Genomic DNA, 15,896 nt, shown 5'->3' with positions numbered 1-15,896 from the left:
AATGCGAGACAGTTCAAGCTTGATGGGAAACGGGATAGGGCCTATCCACGTGCGTTAAAAATGAGTAAAAACAAGTATCCCATTAAGTCTAAGAAAAATGCCGTTCACACTAAGTGAACGGCATTACACATAGAGCCCACCTATTTTCACTCAAACTCGGATTTGCCTTTCGAGATGCTTGCCTTAACCACGCATATAGCAAAGCTAAATTCAGCAAAGATATACTGGCGGGTATTACCGTCGGCATTATCGCTATTCCCCTCGCCATGGCCTTAGCTATCGCCAGCGGCGTGCCCCCCCAATACGGGTTATACACAGCGATTATTGCCGGGATAATTATTGCCTTCACTGGAGGGTCTCGCCTAAGTATTTCTGGCCCGACTGCCGCCTTTGTGGTGTTGCTCTACCCTATCGCTCAACAATTTGGTTTAGCCGGATTACTATTAGCGACCTTTATGTCCGGGATCATATTAGTGCTCATGGCCGTGATGCGTTTAGGGCGCTTAATTCAATACATTCCCGAGTCGATAACGTTAGGCTTTACCGCCGGGATCGGGGTCGTGATTGCCACACTACAGTTAAAAGATTTCTTTGGCCTCAATATCACCTCGATGCCAGAACATTATTGGCAAAAAATATCCACCTTAATTGAAGCTATGCCCAGCAGCCATTGGCCAAGTTTGCTAGTGGCATTAGTCACGCTGGCGGTAATGTTGTTGTGGCCAAAATTAAAGCTACCTGTGCCGGCGCATTTGCCCGCGGTCATTATTGGCAGTATGTTGGCCTTATGGCTCAATCAACATGGCATGAGCATAGATACCATCGGCAGTCGTTTTCATTACACCTTGGCAGATGGTACGACGGGCTTTGGTATTCCACCGGTATTACCCTCATTTGAGTGGCCTTGGCTCCAAGCGGGTCCCAATCATGCGCCGCTGACGGTGAATCTTGATTTAATTCAGGCACTTTTACCCTCAGCGTTTGCCATCGCCATGTTGGGGGCAATTGAATCACTGTTATGCGCCGTGGTTCTCGATGGTATGACAGGAAAACGCCATAGCGCTAACAGTGAACTATTAGGTCAAGGGCTAGGTAATATCATTGCGCCATTTTTTGGCGGCATTCCGGCAACGGCGGCCATTGCTCGGAGCGCGGCAAACGTGAAGTCTGGCGGACAAACCCCTATCGCGGCTGTGATTCATGGGATAGTGGTATTATTAGCTTTGGTGGCGTTGGCTAATATTTTGGCCTACGTCCCCATGTCAGCCATGGCAGCCTTGTTACTGGTTGTGGCATGGAATATGAGCGAAGCCCATAAAGCGGTGCACTTATTAAAAACCGCGCCCATGAGTGATGTGACCGTCTTTTTAGTGTGTTTTGGCTTAACCGTCATGTTTGACATGGTGATAGCCATCAGCGTCGGTATTGCCTTGGCCGCCTTATTATTTATGAAAGATTTAGCCGAGATGACCCGCACTCGAGATATCAGTCATGATAAGCGCTTCGTGCCAGAAGAATTCAGTCATGTGGTCAATGACGATGTCTGCGTACTGCGTATAGATGGCCCGTTATTCTTCGCCGCTGCGGATCATGTCTTTGCGGAGATTGCCCGCCTGAGCCACAACAAACATACCCTTATTTTGCAATTAGAAGGGGTAACATTATTGGATGCCGGCGGATTGGCAGCGTTAACCAAATTAATTACCACCTGTCAGCACAATCACACCAAGTTAATGATCTGCGAACTGCAATTTCAACCCTTACGCACCTTAGCTCGCGCTAAAGTGCTCCCCATTGATGGTCACTTAAGTTTTCATGCCAATTTAATTGATGCACTGCAACAGTCGTGACTTATGGGCAAGGATGCCTGCAAGACTTGAGATAACAACAACCTTTTACAGCTCAATATCTTGATTCCCAAGAGGCGTGTTAAGCGCCTTACGGGTCAGGATTGCAGCGAAATACATCTAAAAGAGTTAAAAAAAACACCCGAATCGCTGATTTGCAAAGCGACAACCTTAAAATAAACCTAAATTCTTCTCAAAAAACTTATTTTTCATCAATTAATTGACGTGAAACAATTTTTATTAATTTAACGTTTCTTACACTCAATCCCAGAAAACCTCTGTAATAACCCTATGTATTAACCAATGCAATCAACAAAATACAACTAAAATAAGGAACGCATATCGCTATGACTACCACTAGCTTTCAACCTGGAGAAATTCAGGGGCTAATAGAAATTCAAGCGTCTAAATGTAAAGGCTGTGATGCTTGTAAAAAATTCTGCCCAACTAACGCCATAGAAGGCAATGAAGGCGCCGTTCATACCATAGATAAAGATAAATGCCTCAGCTGTGGCCAATGTTTACTCAACTGCCCATTTGGTGCCATTGTTGAGACTCACAGTGCCCTTGAAAGCGTGATAACCAAACTCAATGACCCTGCGATCAAAGTGGTGGGTATTATCGCGCCGGCAGTGCGAGTGGCCATTGGCGAGGAATTTGGTCTGCCTCAAGGCGAATTAGTCACCAATAAGCTCTATGGCGCCATGCATCAAGCAGGCTTTAAGATCTTTGATTGTAACTTTGCCGCCGACCTCACCATTATGGAAGAAGGTTCAGAGTTTATTCATCGCCTCCACGCCAATGTCAAAGGTGAAGCCAATGCTGGTAAATTGCCGCAATTCACCTCGTGCTGTCCCGGCTGGGTCCGTTATTTAGAAACTCAATACCCGGCCCTATTACCGCATTTATCCACCGCAAAATCACCGCAGCAAATGGCGGGCACTGTCGCTAAAACCTACGGCGCCAAAATCTATGATATGCAACCAGAGAAGATATTTACTGTTGCAGTCATGCCTTGTACTTCTAAGAAACTCGAAGCTTCGCGCCCTGAATTTAATGATGCGTGGAAATATCATCAGTCTCAAGGAAGCCAGTCTGCCCCATATCAAGATATCGATGCGGTATTAACGACCCGAGAAATGGCCGAGTTATTAAAACTGTTGGAGATTGATTTAGCCACTACGCCTGACTTTAATGGCGACAGTTTATTCTCTGAATACACGGGTGCAGGCACCATTTTCGGCAACACAGGTGGCGTCATGGAAGCTGCGGTTCGCACCGCCCATAAAGTCTTAACGGGTCGCGAAATGGCTAAGTTAGAACTGGAACCCGTGCGCGGTTTAGAAGGTGTAAAACAAGCCTCAGTCAGCTTATTTGATAACGAGCTTGGCCAAAATGTCACCGTTAATTTGGCCGTGGTACACGACATGGGCAACAACATCGAGCCGATCTTACGCGACATCATGGCAGGCACATCGCCTTATCATTTTATCGAAGTCATGAACTGTGCCGGTGGCTGCGTTAATGGCGGTGGTCAACCGATTGCCGGTTCAGGTTCATCTTGGGTTGGCAACATTTAAGGGAATTTACCTATGACTAAGAAAACTTACGAATTTGCGGAAGACAGCTTTTTTATTTCTCGTCGTCGCTTTATGGCCATAGGCGCAGCCTTCTTAGCGGTCATGGCACTCCCAGTCGGCTGGATTTCCAACCGGATTGCCCAGCGTAACGACTATATAAAAGCGCGGGCCAGAGGCCTGTATAAAGATGATGCCATCGCCAAACTGCGTGTCAGTCATGCCAATCCTGCCGTGGCTAAATACTACCAAGAATTTGGTGGTGAGCCGCTCGGCCATAAATCTCATGACTTACTGCATACCCATTTTGTTGATCGCACCAAGTTGAATTCTTAAGGACGCCATCATGCATCACGATACTCGCCCCATTCAAAAGCACCCATTGAACGTGCGAATTTTTCACTATATTTTGTTGTTAAGTTTCTTACCCTTAGCGGCCACTGGCTTGATATTATTTTTCAAACCTCTGTCGCAAGAAGCCATGCAACTCACATTTGATATCCATATTATTGCTGGGATTGTCATGGCGCTCGACGCCGTTGCCTTCACCCTGATGGCGTTCGACAGAGTGGTGTTATTTATTGCCCGCGTGTTCAGTTTTTCAATTCGCGACGTCAAGTGGTTTATGGTGCTCGGCGGCTACCCTCAAAAGTTCTTATTGGGTAAAAAAGTGCCAGTGCCGCCAATGAATAAATATAACTCAGGCCAAAAGCTGTTTGGCGCTTGCGTATTAATTGGGGGCACCTTGCTGATTATTTCGGGCCTAGCGCTATGGCTGGTTCCTCATGCCATGCCAAGAGATCTCGGCTATAGCCTCGGAATGATCCACCTCGTTGCAGGACTTATCTTGACTGGATTTTTGCCAATCCACCTGTTCTTAGCAGTCTACCGTTTTGATGACTTTAAGGCGATGATGATCCATGGCAATGTGCCCTACCATGATGCGGCTGAATACACCCCGCTATGGGTTGAGCAAGAAATCGTCGCGGTGAATGCCAACCCACACCGTTCGTCGCAATAGCTCCGCCGACAGTTCGCCTTGTTTGGCGTAGCCATCTGGCTACGCCACTCTCGCCTTTTAATTTTTATGAGATTTTTCCATGTCAGCTCATCATGACCTCAAACAACCTATTTATGATCCTAGTGTCAGTTTTATCAATGAGGATAAAATATGGGACATGCTCAATGCCAATGTGACCCCTACGGCCGAGCAAGTGCAAGCCGTGCTGACGAAAGCACGCCAATGCGAAGGGCTCACGATGGAAGACACTGCGGTTCTGCTGCAGAATCAAGACAGTGAACTAGAGCGGCAAATGTTTGCTATTGCCAGAGACATTAAAGATACGATTTACGGTAATCGCATTGTGCTGTTTGCCCCGCTATATGTCTCAAATCATTGTGCCAATGCCTGCAGTTATTGTGGCTTTAATGCAGATAATCATGAACTAAAACGTAAGACACTCAAGCATGACGATATTGTCAAAGAGGTCGAAATACTCGAAGACATGGGGCATAAACGCATCTTAGCTGTCTATGGTGAACACCCTCGCAACAATGTTACCGCCATCGTTGACAGCATTGCTACCATGTACAGCGTTAAGCAGGGTGACAGTGGCGAAATTCGCCGAATTAATGTCAATTGCGCCCCCATGGATACGCAAGACTTTGCTGTCTTAAAGACTGCGGCCATTGGCACTTATCAATGTTTCCAAGAAACTTACCATCGCAGCACCTACGAGCAAGTCCATACTAAAGGCAAGAAAAAAGACTATTTATATCGCCTGTATGCGATGCACCGTGCCATGGAAGCCGGGATTGATGATGTGGGTATTGGCGCCTTATTTGGTTTATATGATTATCGTTTTGAATTAATGGCCTTGTTAGCGCACGCCCAGCAACTTGAGCAAGATTGTGGCGTGGGCCCCCACACCATTTCATTCCCACGGATTGAGCCTGCCCATGGTTCAAGTCTGTCAGAAAAGCCGCCATTTGCAGTGGATGACGAGTGCTTTAAACGCATCGTGGCGATTACCCGCCTCGCGGTGCCTTACACCGGGCTGATTTTGAGTACCCGTGAAAGTGCTGAGCTTCGTAAAGAGCTCTTAAGTTTAGGAGTGTCCCAAATCAGTGCAGGTTCAAAAACAGCTCCAGGTGGCTATCAAGCCAGCCAACAAGATCAGCATGATGCCGAACAATTCAGTTTGGGCGATCATCGCGCCATGGACGACATCATCTATGAACTGGTGACCGAATCAGATGCGATCCCGTCTTTTTGTACCGGTTGTTATCGCAAAGGCCGCACCGGTGATCATTTTATGGGTCTGGCAAAGCAACAGTTTATCGGTAAATTCTGCCAACCCAATGCGTTGATCACCTTTAGGGAATACCTCAACGATTATGCCAGTGAGCGAACGCGCACGGCAGGTAATCTTTTGATTGAAAGAGAGTTAGATAAATTAAGCCCCAGCCGCCGGCGTAATGTCAGTCAGTGTTTAACCATGACAGATGAAGGTAAACGGGATATTTATTTGTGAGCACTGCGCCATTAGCGTTCAACGTTAGCCCAAGTCTCGATTTGGGCGCCTTAATTCATGCCTTGGCTCAAAGCCGCACTGTGATTATGCATGCGGCAATTTACTCCCGCTTTGTCAACGGTGTCGTTGACGAGGTGCTATCTCGCCAACTGGCTCTTGGTCACTTACAGCAACTGGTGTTGATCTCTGCCAGCGCCGAGGCCAGTTGGCACACGGCCTTTGAGCAAGTCTTACGCCAAGGTATCAGGCCCGCCGCCATGGCAAGAGAATGGCACAGTTCAGATCGCTGGATAGCAAGCTTGGTTGAGCGCTATCCTCAGCAAGTCCAAGACATTCGTAGCACCTTGTTACCAACCCAGCCAATGATCTTAACCGATACACGTCTCTTTATCGGCCACTACGCCCATAGCGCAACCGCCGCGGGGCAAGGCTTCTGGCTAGAATGCAATATTGAACAGCTGAGCTTCGATCTCAATAGCTCGGCACCATTAAGCAGTGATGACCCTTGGATACAAGCGGTATACCGCCATATTGATGAGTGTCGCCAGATCTTCGCAAGCCAGGTGCAATCATGGGATCAGGAGCTCGCCATATGATCGGGCAAGACTCACATCACAGCCCAGTAAAACCCACGGTTAACTTTAGCCAGCAACAATTGATTGAACTGCTGCAAGGGGCTGACGATGACGGCTTATTTAAGCAAGCCGCGCAAGTGACGGCGCAGCACTTCAACCGCCAAGTCTATTTACGCGCCGTGATTGAGTTTTCTAATTATTGCCGCAACGACTGTCATTATTGCGGCCTGCGAGCCAATAACCGCAGCGTCAATCGCTACCGCCTGAGCGAAACACAGATTATCGATGCTGCCGTTGACGCCGAACGATTAGGCATGGGCACTGTGGTGCTGCAATCGGGCGACGATAGCCGCTATAGCGCCGCAACAATCGAGCGACTGATTATCGCGATTAAACGTGAAACGTCTTTAGCCATCACCTTATCCGTGGGAGATAGAAGCCGCCAAGAATTTGAATTATGGCGACAGGCCGGCGCCGATCGCTATCTGCTTAAAATGGAAACCTTCGATGCCGCGTTATTTAGCGCCACAAGGCCCAAGGCCAATTTTGATGAGCGTCTAGAAAAACTCGCTCAGCTAAAGAGCTTAGGTTATCAAGTTGGCAGCGGCATCATTACCGATTTACCTAGCACGACTGATGCCATAATGGCCCGCGATATTTTGGCGCTAACCGCACTGCAACTCGACATGATTGCCTGCGGTCCCTTTGTGGCGCATCCACTCACCCCCATGGCCCAGCACACCAACGGTTGCGTGATGAAGAGTCAGCGACTGTGCGCCCTGTTGCGTTTACTCAACCCTTTGGCCAATATCCCGGCCACCAGCGCCTTAGACGCCCTAGCAGCTGGCAGCCGCCTCCAAGCGTTACAACGAGGCAGTAATGTCATTATGCCCTCATTTACGCCGCTGCAAGTGTCACAAAATTACGGGATATATCCCGGTAAAAATTGCCATAATGCTGAACTAACCCAACGTATCAGCGAACTCAAACAACAGATTATCGCCATCGGACTTAGTCCAGTTTCCCATCGCGGTGATAGCTTAAGGACATCCCATGTGTAATGCCATTGCAGAACAAACCCCCAGAGGCTTGCGCTACCATATCGCCTTAGCGGGCCGCCGCAATGTTGGCAAATCATCCTTAATTAACTTATTGACGGAACAGCAAGTCTCGATTGTGTCAGCGATTAAAGGCACCACCACTGATACCGTCGCCAAAGCTTATGAATTGCTGCCATTAGGCCCAGTGAGCCTAGTCGATACGGCTGGACTTGATGATGAGGGCGAACTCGGATTACAGCGCGTAAAGGCGAGTTATCGAGCGATATATCGCGCTGACATGCTGATTTATGTCGTCGATGAACACGGCATCACTGAGCTTGATAAACAGCAAATTTTGGATTTTCATGATAAAGAGATCCCCTTACTGCTGGTGTTTAATAAACTCGATATCTCAGAGCCAAGCCCCCAAGATACCCTTTGGTGCCAGCAGCTCGCATTGCCGCATTTAGTCATGTCTGCCACCGAGCCGGCGCGGCGTTTGCAACTGTGTCAGGTGCTGTATGATTTAGCGCCCGCCGAGCATAAAGCGGAGCCTTGTTTAGCGGCCGACCTTTATCAAGCAGGGGAGACGATTATCTGCGTGGCCCCTATCGACAGTGCGGCCCCCAAAGGACGATTAATTTTGCCACAGGTGCAATTACTGCGGGAGGCCTTAGATCAGCATGCCATGGCATTCGTGTGCCAACCACAGCAATTAGCACACACCCTGCAACAGTTAACCTCGGCGCCGGCATTAGTCATCACCGATGCGCAAGCCATTAAGCAAGTCGCTGATATTGTTCCTGAATCGATTGCATTAACCACGTTTTCAACTTTATTTTCCCGGGCGAAAGGAGATTTAGCCCCTTTGGTTGCCGGCGCCGACGCCTTAGATAACTTACGGGATGGTGATAAGGTACTCATCGCCGAAGCTTGCAGTCACAATGTCCAAGCCGATGATATTGGCCGACATAAACTGCCGCAACTTATCCGCCAATACTCAGGAAAACAGGTGGAATTTATCGTCGTGGCCGGCCATGACTTCCCTGACGACCTCCAGCCTTACGCCTTAGTGTTGCATTGTGGCGCCTGTATGTTCACTCGGGCTGAAATGATCCGGCGCATCCGCGAATGTCAACGTCGCGGGGTCGCGATCACTAATTATGGTGTGGCGATTGCTAAGTTACAGGGAGTGATGGACAGAGTGGTGATGCCACTCAGGCATCTTTTGTAAGCCCTTGCAGGGCTTGCCTACCGGCACAGATAGCCAAGCTTCGCTTGGCGGAACATCGTGACACCCGACCAATAGGGGCTCAACAGCAAGTCCCTCTTGGATCTCCCCTGCCGCCCCAACCGAAGTTGTTATCCATCGTTAAATGACTTCAATTACGCAACCGCCACCGATTCACCATCCATGGTTCAGCGGTGGCTGCCCCGTCATCCATGACGGGACTTGCTATTGCAGCCATTTCCCTCCGGCAACTTCGGACGGGGAATTGGTGCCACCTGCCTCTGTAGTGGTCAAATTCACCGTACCACTACACGACCTCATCAACCAAGAAGTTCATAGCAACTACATCTGAACCTGAGGAATACACCAATTCCCCATCGGTGCCGCCGAAAAACGTTGGTGAAAATCGCGTGGATGAGGCATGGACGCCGAGTCAGGCTCAGTCGAATCATGGACGAGCGTCTGAGCCGATAGCGATTTTCATCAAAAGTTCGAGGGGCTGTCGGCACCGTCTGGAGCGGCAAGGGAGATGCAAGAGGGAATTGCTGTTGATCCCCTCTTGCCCCATGTGGGTGGAACCCACGACCTTTCATCGCTGGCAGGGCGATTACCTTGCCATGCCGCAGGCAACTTTGGGGCTGACACGAGATTCAAGTTGAGCGAGAGAATGCCCAAATGGCATGGTATTACCGCCTTTGACAGCTAAGTCTCAACGATTACTACTTTCTTTCTTGATAGTGATAAAATCTCCGCATCAGAATTACCGAGAAACTCTATGTTTATCCATCATGTTAACGGCATCGACTGGCTGGTGATCACAGCTTTTGAAGAACTGAAAACGCTTTTTATTGAAGAAGCCGGTATGATCCCCTCTTGCTTTTCTACCGCCAGCGAATTGAACCTGATTGAGCAAGCCAAGCGCACTTATGGATATTTGCCTGCACTCAGGGGCGCAATCACCGACACCGGCACTTTTCAAAGTCAGGATAATGAAGAAGACTTAGACCCAATGCTTGCTTGCCTAGTGGAAGGGCGTGGTCGGGTGTTTATCTATCACGGCGGTTTTGTGGCTTTTGTGGATGACGAGCAAACCTTTATCACCCGAATGGATTGAAAATTATTGAGTACGTTGAATACGTTGAAATTGAAAAATTGATTGAAGCGAGATCCTAGTTTCAATAAGTAAGGCAATTCTACGGGTAACTGGCGAGCGGTATCCCTAGGAAGGAATGGAGCATAGGTTAAGCAGGCGGAAGATGAAACCTTCCCAGTGTCCACATAACTGGACACACTATTCGCGACTAGAAAATACCATCAAATCACCGACATGGTATCATTGTGCGCCATAAAGGGCGTTGCCTGCCAACGCCGCGTCTAACATCTATACCCCAGCAAATAATTAAAAACCCTGAGCAAGGAGTGAACATGCAACCTTTGGTAGCAATCGTCATGGGATCGAAAAGTGATTGGCCAACCATGCAGGCCGCAGCCGAGATCTTAGATATTTTACAAGTGAGTTATCATGTTGAAGTGGTGTCGGCTCATCGCACTCCCGATAAATTAATCTCATTTGCCGCAACCGCTGCCGACAAGGGATTTAGTGTCATTATTGGTGGCGCAGGTGGCGCCGCTCATCTGCCTGGGATGTTGGCTGCTAAAACCCGTTTGCCCGTTCTCGGCGTGCCAGTTCAAAGCAAAGCATTAAACGGCATGGACAGTTTATTATCTATCGTTCAAATGCCCAAAGGCATTGCCGTGGGTACCTTAGCCATTGGTACTGCTGGCGCCTATAATGCCGGCTTGATGGCCGCTCAAATCTTAGGGGTGAGCGATAGCGCCTTAGCCGCAAGAATTGATGCTTTCCGCCAAGCGCAAACAGACGATGTCTTGTCTCAACCTGATCCACGAGAGGTCTAACATGGCCACTATTTGGGTTCTGGGCGATGGCCAATTGGGTGCCATGATGAAACACGCCGGCCAGCCACTTGGACTGCATGTTATCCCCGTGGATATCATGGAGCCCAGCGACGAGCGCCTGCCACTGGCAACCACCGATGTGATCACCGCCGAACGAGAACAATGGCCACAATCGCCATTAAGCTTACAATTGAGTGAACACCCGCACTTTATTAATGGGGCGGTGTTTGCACGATTGGCCGACCGATTTACCCAAAAATCGTTATTAGACTCGATTGAAATTGCCACAGCCCCGTGGCAATTAGTCGACGATAACGTCAGTGCCTCGACCTTGCACCAGCAATTTGGTGATCGAGTCTTACTCAAACGCCGCACCGGTGGCTATGATGGCAAGGGGCAACATTGGCTTGATAGCAGCCAATCCACGGATATCCCAAACGATTGGCGCCAACACAGCATCGCCGAGCAAGCAATCCCCTTCGATGAAGAGGTGTCGTTAGTCGGTGTCCGCCAAGCCGATGGCCAGTGCCAATTTTACCCTTTGATGCTCAACTTACACCAAGATGGCATCTTAATGGCGACGCTGGCACCTTTAGCACGTTTACAACCGCTACAAGCCCAAGCCGAAGCCATGCTCAGTCGCATCATGGACAGCCTTGACTATGTCGGAGTGATGGCCATGGAGTGTTTCCGCCTAGGCGACAACCTATTAGTCAATGAGTTAGCTCCGCGAGTGCATAATTCTTGTCATTGGACGCAAATGGGCTGTCATATCAACCAATTTGAATTACACCTGCGGGCTGTCGCGCAATTAGCCATTCCAGCGTTAACGGTTAAATGTCCGGTGGCCATGGTTAATTTGATTGGTGTCGACTACGATCCCCGTTGGTTGACCTTAGCCAATGCCGAACTGTACTGGTACGGCAAAGACGTTAGGCCTGGGCGTAAAGTGGGTCACCTTAACCTCAATGCTAGCGATCCCGAACAACTCCAGCAGAGCCTAACGACCCTAAAAAGTTGGTTGCCGTCACAATATCAAGCGCCACTGAGCTGGATGAGTGAAAACTGCCAGAAATAAATTATCAACGCATTGAAATATCAGCATATAATCACTATGCCTGACTCAGGCATAGTGATTCCCTCTGACATTAATGGCCGATGAAAATACCTATAATTAAATACGCCAAGGTCAATAGCCAATATAAGCTAGCCATCTTACTGCTGTTAAGCTTCCCCTTGGGCTTTTGGCTAATCACCGCCAACCATGATCTTGCTATCTTTTGGTACGTCGCCATTTATTGCACCTGCACCGCGAGTGCTTATGCCTTATATCGCCGCCAAGTCAAACTGCAGTGGCGCCATATTGAACGGGTGCTAAAGATCAATCAGCTCACCGCGGAAATCACTCTCACATCCGTCGACTTCACTGATGAAACTCAGTTTTTTGAAACCCTACTCGAGCAAGCCATAGCGCTGATCCCCAATGCGCACATGGGCAGCATCATCAAGATCACTGGCAGCAACCAAGCATGCCAATTCGTGTGTGCCCAAGGCATGAATTTAGCGCAATTGCAGAGCATTCAATTTTCATTGCATCAAAGTTTTGAATACAAATTAACCCAAGGTCGATGCGATCAGGTTGTCACCATCAATGATATGGAAAGTTTCAATAATAATTCCGGCTTATCTGAGGCCCAAAAACAAGCCTTTCTCAGCAGCAGTCCTCAGCCCATTCGGACCACCTTATCCGCGCCCATTTATGTCAATCAAAACCTATATGCCATGATTAATCTCGACAGTTCCAGCTATGGCGCCTTTGATAAATACGATAAAAACCTAGTGTCGATTTTAAGTCGTGAAGCCAGTCATGCCATTACCTTATTTCAGCAATCTCGACAAATCCAAGCGCTCGCCAATACCGATAGCCTAACGGGCCTACTCAATCGTCAGCGTTTTGAGGCCTTACTGGTACAGCACACACAAGCCCTGTTGTGTATTATCGACCTCGATAAGCTTAAACAGATAAATGATAATCAGGGCCACGATGCCGGCGATCAGATCTTAATCGCCTTTAGCCAATACCTACACACAGCATTTACTAGCTCCTCCTTGATTGCACGCTTTGGCGGCGATGAATTTGTGGTGCTATTCCCAAATGACGAGCCGCAACTGTCGCAGGCATTGGCCAACTTAATGCAGGCCTGCGGCCGCCATCAGCCCTCGATTGATTTCAGTATTGGTATCAGCGCATTCCAAGGGGATTTTGAGCGCAGCTTTAAAGCGGCTGATAAGGCGATGTATCAACAAAAAAGGGGCAAACTCGCCAAAGTCATCCCCCTTAATTATCTCGCCAGTTAATATGAGCCTAATCGAAAAAGAGTCGCGATAACCACGAACGGTCAAGCTCTTTCTGACACTGACGATACTGACTTGCATAGCGCTTAGCACGCGCATCAACCCGGCCAGCCACCTTGATGAGCCAAGGCTTAGCCTTATAGCTGCCACGCTTATAACCGCCCCAACCTTCGTGATAATTTAAATATTGATTGCGGGCATCCCACTTGGAAACGCCATTTATTTTGTGGCTTTTGTAAATAAACCACCCCATAAAATCCATGGCATCATCAAAATTGCTGCGACTAGACCAACTGTTGCCTGTTTCGCGGGTATAGTCATCCCAAGTGATAGTTTTGGCTTGCGCATACCCATAAGCGTCACTGGCACGGCCAATCGGTATAAACCCTAAAAAGTATTCCATCGGCGGTGCAGCATTGTGCCGAAATGAACTTTCTTGATACATCATGGCAATGGGAACATGCACCGGCACCCCCCATTTTTCACGCGTGTTTTTAGCGGCATCGTACCAATGACGGTGCTCTTTAAATATATTGCAAATATTCTCAGGATCGCCAGGAGGGCTCGAAGCGCAGCCGCTCATAAACAACACGAATAACAGCGGAAATTTCAACCGAATAACGGCGATAGCATCAAACATGATAGGGCCACTCAATAAAAAAGGTGATGGGTATCTTCATCACCTTAACTGAAATTTTTAGGGAAAATCAATTACTCGCGGAAGTCATTGAGCATGGTTGTGCAAATGATTGCCAAATATCTGCGCGCCACTGACCATTACTCGCCATCGTTCCTCCCAGTTGATAGCGGTAATTTGCCATTAAGGTCACGGTTAATTCCTGACTGGACGGCATGGTCAAGTAACCTTCGGCTAAACTGGATTGCGGCATCATCAAGGTTAATTGATAAGCGCCAGGCACTAAATAGATGATTGGCGCCGACACCACGGCGTCACCGTTAATATGAGTTACCACCACCGGATAGTGTCCCTCACCGGGTTGCACCGGAGTGTTCGCTAAGCGCGTACACTCCAATTGACGATTAGGGTTCACACAGGCCGTCATCGCCATCATTAGCCATAGCAGTAACAGTAAACGCATTGAACATAACTTAATCAAGGTAGCCATGACGACACGTCGAAGCAAAGTATTGCGCCAAGAAATGATCAAAATCCATACTATCACTGGCTTCGATAGCCTGTTGCTGAGCTAATGAGTCAATGGCCTCCTGTTCAAAACTGGCCTGGCTCGCAGCAGATAAAGGGTAATCCATAAAATACTGATGGTATTGGCTCGCTAACTGTTTAACCCAGATATTATGATCTAATTGCGAGGCATTGAGTGTCGCCATGACCTGACCCGATAAGGTTTGTTCAGGATCGCTAATGGCTTGCGACCAATGCTGCAAGGCTTGTTGATAGTCGTCATGCTCGTCACCATCGAGTAACTTCGCCAAGGGGGCTAACTCAGCGAAAACCTCACTGAGCCAATCTGCCATCAGGACATTCTTCTCTCCCCGTAACAGGGTTAACTGGGGTTGACGTCCGCCCATGATAACGGTTTGCAAGTTAGCCGACATCTCAACTTCTTCGCTGGCGCAACTCGGACGCGACGAAGAAAGTAAACAATAGAGCAAGAATAAATCGAGCCAGCGCACTTGTTTGGCATCGATGCCAATCGGGCTAAATGGATTGACATCGAGGGCGCGAACCTCAATATATTGAACCCCCGCCCGCTCGAGTGCCGCAGAAGGCGTTTCGCCTTTGGCGGTGACCCGTTTGGCGCGAATGGGCGAATAAAATTCATTTTCAATTTGAAGAATATTGGTATTGAGCTGCTGGTATTCACCATCAACTTTAATACCAATATTGGCAAATTCATCCGACGGCATTCTGATCGCCCGCTTAATCCCTGCGAGGTATTCTGCTAACGAGTTATAACTAATGTTTAAGCGCTCTTGTTCTTTGTTGGTGTAACCAAGATCGCTCATCCGCAATGACGTAGCATAAGGTAAATATAAGGTGCCGCGGCCCATTTTCTTAAAATCAAACCCGCTAAATCCTGGTTTGATAAATGATTCACACACCGCAGGAGAAGAGCCAAAGAGATACGGTAACATCCACACCATACGGCGGTAATTGCGGATTAACCCAAAATAACCATCACTGATAAAATCTTGCAGGCTTAAGGTTTTATCACTCTGATCATAGAGTCGTTGCCACAGTTCGTCAGAGACTGAAAAATTGAAATGAACCCCAGAGATAATCTGCATCAAGGCGCCATAGCGTTTAGTTAGGCCTTTGCGATACAAGGTTTTCATGCGGCCACTATTAGATTGACCATATTGAGCGATAGGGATATCGGCCACATCGCCGACATAACAAGGCATGCTGACTGGCCATAACTGTTGGCCTGCGAGGTGTTTTAAAGTGAAAGCATGAGTTTGGGTTAACCCATCGAGTAAACGATTAACCTCTTGGCTCACCGGCGTAATAAATTCGAGTAACGACTCGCTATAGTCGGTGGTGATCCTCGAGTGGGTCAATGCTGAACCCAGTGCCTGAGGATGAGGATCGCTGGCCAACGTGCCATTAGCATTCACTCGTAATGCTTCACGCTCTATGCCTCGGTTGACAGAAGTTAACGCCTGACGCCCACTCGCATCACGAAAGTGCGAGATCATATCTTCAAAAGAGTACAAAAGGTCAACCTTCTATGGTGATGGCAACTTGCCTGTTAAAATACCTCCATTATTGTGCTTGCCAAACTCCGTCTAAGCAAGTCATAACCCACAAAAACAAACGGCAGTAGAGTGATCTAC

General features: G+C 48.3%; 15 protein-coding genes. 12 read left to right on the top strand and 3 right to left on the bottom strand.

The features are described from left to right. Nucleotides 1-122: 122 nt before the first annotated feature. The 12 genes from dauA (at nucleotide 123) to KU855_RS14815 (ending at nucleotide 13,079) form a co-directional block, all read left to right on the top strand. The gene (gene dauA, locus KU855_RS14870; protein WP_218531057.1) at nucleotides 123-1,850 is read left to right on the top strand and encodes a C4-dicarboxylic acid transporter DauA; all 1,728 of its coding nucleotides are present in this window, start codon (nucleotides 123-125) and stop codon (nucleotides 1,848-1,850) included. A 344-nt stretch (nucleotides 1,851-2,194) separates the two neighbouring features. Continuing rightward, nucleotides 2,195-3,427 (top strand): iron hydrogenase large subunit HydA, encoded by a 1,233-nt coding sequence (hydA, locus tag KU855_RS14865; protein WP_218531054.1) that lies wholly within the window; start codon nucleotides 2,195-2,197, stop codon nucleotides 3,425-3,427. Nucleotides 3,428-3,439: 12 nt separating this feature from the next. Beyond that, on the top strand, nucleotides 3,440-3,760 hold the full coding sequence (locus tag KU855_RS14860) for an iron hydrogenase small subunit (RefSeq protein WP_218531053.1): 321 nt from the start codon (nucleotides 3,440-3,442) through the stop codon (nucleotides 3,758-3,760). Between the two features lie 10 nt (nucleotides 3,761-3,770). After that, on the top strand, nucleotides 3,771-4,445 hold the full coding sequence (locus tag KU855_RS14855) for a cytochrome b/b6 domain-containing protein (RefSeq protein WP_218531052.1): 675 nt from the start codon (nucleotides 3,771-3,773) through the stop codon (nucleotides 4,443-4,445). 79 nt (nucleotides 4,446-4,524) lie between these two features. Continuing rightward, on the top strand, nucleotides 4,525-5,958 hold the full coding sequence (hydG, locus tag KU855_RS14850) for a [FeFe] hydrogenase H-cluster radical SAM maturase HydG (RefSeq protein WP_218531051.1): 1,434 nt from the start codon (nucleotides 4,525-4,527) through the stop codon (nucleotides 5,956-5,958). Then, a complete protein-coding gene (locus KU855_RS14845) occupies nucleotides 5,955-6,554 on the top strand; it encodes a hypothetical protein (RefSeq protein ID WP_218531050.1) in 600 nt (199 codons plus the stop codon). The genes hydG and KU855_RS14845 overlap by 4 nt, the downstream gene beginning before the upstream one ends. Continuing rightward, a complete protein-coding gene (hydE, locus tag KU855_RS14840) occupies nucleotides 6,551-7,594 on the top strand; it encodes a [FeFe] hydrogenase H-cluster radical SAM maturase HydE (protein ID WP_218531049.1) in 1,044 nt (347 codons plus the stop codon). The genes KU855_RS14845 and hydE overlap by 4 nt, the downstream gene beginning before the upstream one ends. Continuing rightward, a complete protein-coding gene (gene hydF / locus KU855_RS14835; protein ID WP_218531048.1) occupies nucleotides 7,587-8,807 on the top strand; it encodes a [FeFe] hydrogenase H-cluster maturation GTPase HydF in 1,221 nt (406 codons plus the stop codon). Before hydE ends, hydF begins: the two co-directional genes overlap by 8 nt. A gap of 772 nt (nucleotides 8,808-9,579) precedes the next feature. Next, nucleotides 9,580-9,918: a cytosolic protein gene (locus tag KU855_RS14830; protein ID WP_218531047.1), complete on the top strand. Its 339-nt coding sequence runs from the start codon at nucleotides 9,580-9,582 to the stop codon at nucleotides 9,916-9,918. Nucleotides 9,919-10,229: 311 nt separating this feature from the next. Continuing rightward, nucleotides 10,230-10,721, top strand: coding sequence for a 5-(carboxyamino)imidazole ribonucleotide mutase (gene purE, locus KU855_RS14825; RefSeq protein WP_218531046.1), 492 nt, complete (start codon nucleotides 10,230-10,232; stop codon nucleotides 10,719-10,721). Between the two features lies 1 nt (nucleotide 10,722). Beyond that, entirely contained in the window at nucleotides 10,723-11,799 is a 1,077-nt protein-coding gene (purK, locus tag KU855_RS14820; RefSeq protein WP_218531045.1) for a 5-(carboxyamino)imidazole ribonucleotide synthase, read from the top strand. An 80-nt stretch (nucleotides 11,800-11,879) separates the two neighbouring features. After that, nucleotides 11,880-13,079, top strand: coding sequence for a sensor domain-containing diguanylate cyclase (locus KU855_RS14815; RefSeq protein ID WP_218531044.1), 1,200 nt, complete (start codon nucleotides 11,880-11,882; stop codon nucleotides 13,077-13,079). 7 nt (nucleotides 13,080-13,086) lie between these two features. Here KU855_RS14815 and KU855_RS14810 read toward each other — a convergent pair whose 3' ends face one another. The 3 genes from KU855_RS14810 to gshA form a co-directional block, all read right to left on the bottom strand. Further along, nucleotides 13,087-13,716: a hypothetical protein gene (locus KU855_RS14810; protein ID WP_218531043.1), complete on the bottom strand. Its 630-nt coding sequence runs from the start codon at nucleotides 13,714-13,716 to the stop codon at nucleotides 13,087-13,089. A gap of 67 nt (nucleotides 13,717-13,783) precedes the next feature. After that, nucleotides 13,784-14,203, bottom strand: a complete 420-nt coding sequence (locus tag KU855_RS14805; protein ID WP_218531042.1) for a hypothetical protein — start codon at nucleotides 14,201-14,203, stop codon at nucleotides 13,784-13,786. Beyond that, complete coding sequence (gene gshA, locus KU855_RS14800) at nucleotides 14,187-15,758, bottom strand: glutamate--cysteine ligase (RefSeq protein WP_218531056.1); 1,572 nt, start codon at nucleotides 15,756-15,758, stop codon at nucleotides 14,187-14,189. The genes KU855_RS14805 and gshA overlap by 17 nt, the downstream gene beginning before the upstream one ends. Between the last annotated feature and the right edge of the window lie 138 nt (nucleotides 15,759-15,896).

It is taken from the genome of Shewanella sp. NIFS-20-20, assembly GCF_019209865.1.
Classification (GTDB): Bacteria; Pseudomonadota; Gammaproteobacteria; order Enterobacterales; family Shewanellaceae; genus Shewanella.
The sequence above is the reverse complement of the archived record's forward strand: the minus strand, read 5'-3'. Positions and strand labels throughout refer to the sequence as shown.

What these genes read in the sequence shown, in the direction of transcription:
- hydA (WP_218531054.1), top strand. Translation starts at nt 2,195, where the DNA reads ATGACTACCACTAGCTTTCAACCTGGAGAAATTCAGGGGCTAATAGAA.
- KU855_RS14860 (WP_218531053.1), top strand. Translation starts at nt 3,440, where the DNA reads ATGACTAAGAAAACTTACGAATTTGCGGAAGACAGCTTTTTTATTTCT.
- KU855_RS14855 (WP_218531052.1), top strand. Translation starts at nt 3,771, where the DNA reads ATGCATCACGATACTCGCCCCATTCAAAAGCACCCATTGAACGTGCGA.
- hydG (WP_218531051.1), top strand. Translation starts at nt 4,525, where the DNA reads ATGTCAGCTCATCATGACCTCAAACAACCTATTTATGATCCTAGTGTC.
- hydE (WP_218531049.1), top strand. Translation starts at nt 6,551, where the DNA reads ATGATCGGGCAAGACTCACATCACAGCCCAGTAAAACCCACGGTTAAC.
- hydF (WP_218531048.1), top strand. Translation starts at nt 7,587, where the DNA reads ATGTGTAATGCCATTGCAGAACAAACCCCCAGAGGCTTGCGCTACCAT.
- KU855_RS14830 (WP_218531047.1), top strand. Translation starts at nt 9,580, where the DNA reads ATGTTTATCCATCATGTTAACGGCATCGACTGGCTGGTGATCACAGCT.
- purE (WP_218531046.1), top strand. Translation starts at nt 10,230, where the DNA reads ATGCAACCTTTGGTAGCAATCGTCATGGGATCGAAAAGTGATTGGCCA.
- purK (WP_218531045.1), top strand. Translation starts at nt 10,723, where the DNA reads ATGGCCACTATTTGGGTTCTGGGCGATGGCCAATTGGGTGCCATGATG.
- KU855_RS14815 (WP_218531044.1), top strand. Translation starts at nt 11,880, where the DNA reads ATGAAAATACCTATAATTAAATACGCCAAGGTCAATAGCCAATATAAG.
- KU855_RS14810 (WP_218531043.1), bottom strand. Translation starts at nt 13,716, where the DNA reads ATGTTTGATGCTATCGCCGTTATTCGGTTGAAATTTCCGCTGTTATTC.
- KU855_RS14805 (WP_218531042.1), bottom strand. Translation starts at nt 14,203, where the DNA reads ATGGCTACCTTGATTAAGTTATGTTCAATGCGTTTACTGTTACTGCTA.
- gshA (WP_218531056.1), bottom strand. Translation starts at nt 15,758, where the DNA reads ATGATCTCGCACTTTCGTGATGCGAGTGGGCGTCAGGCGTTAACTTCT.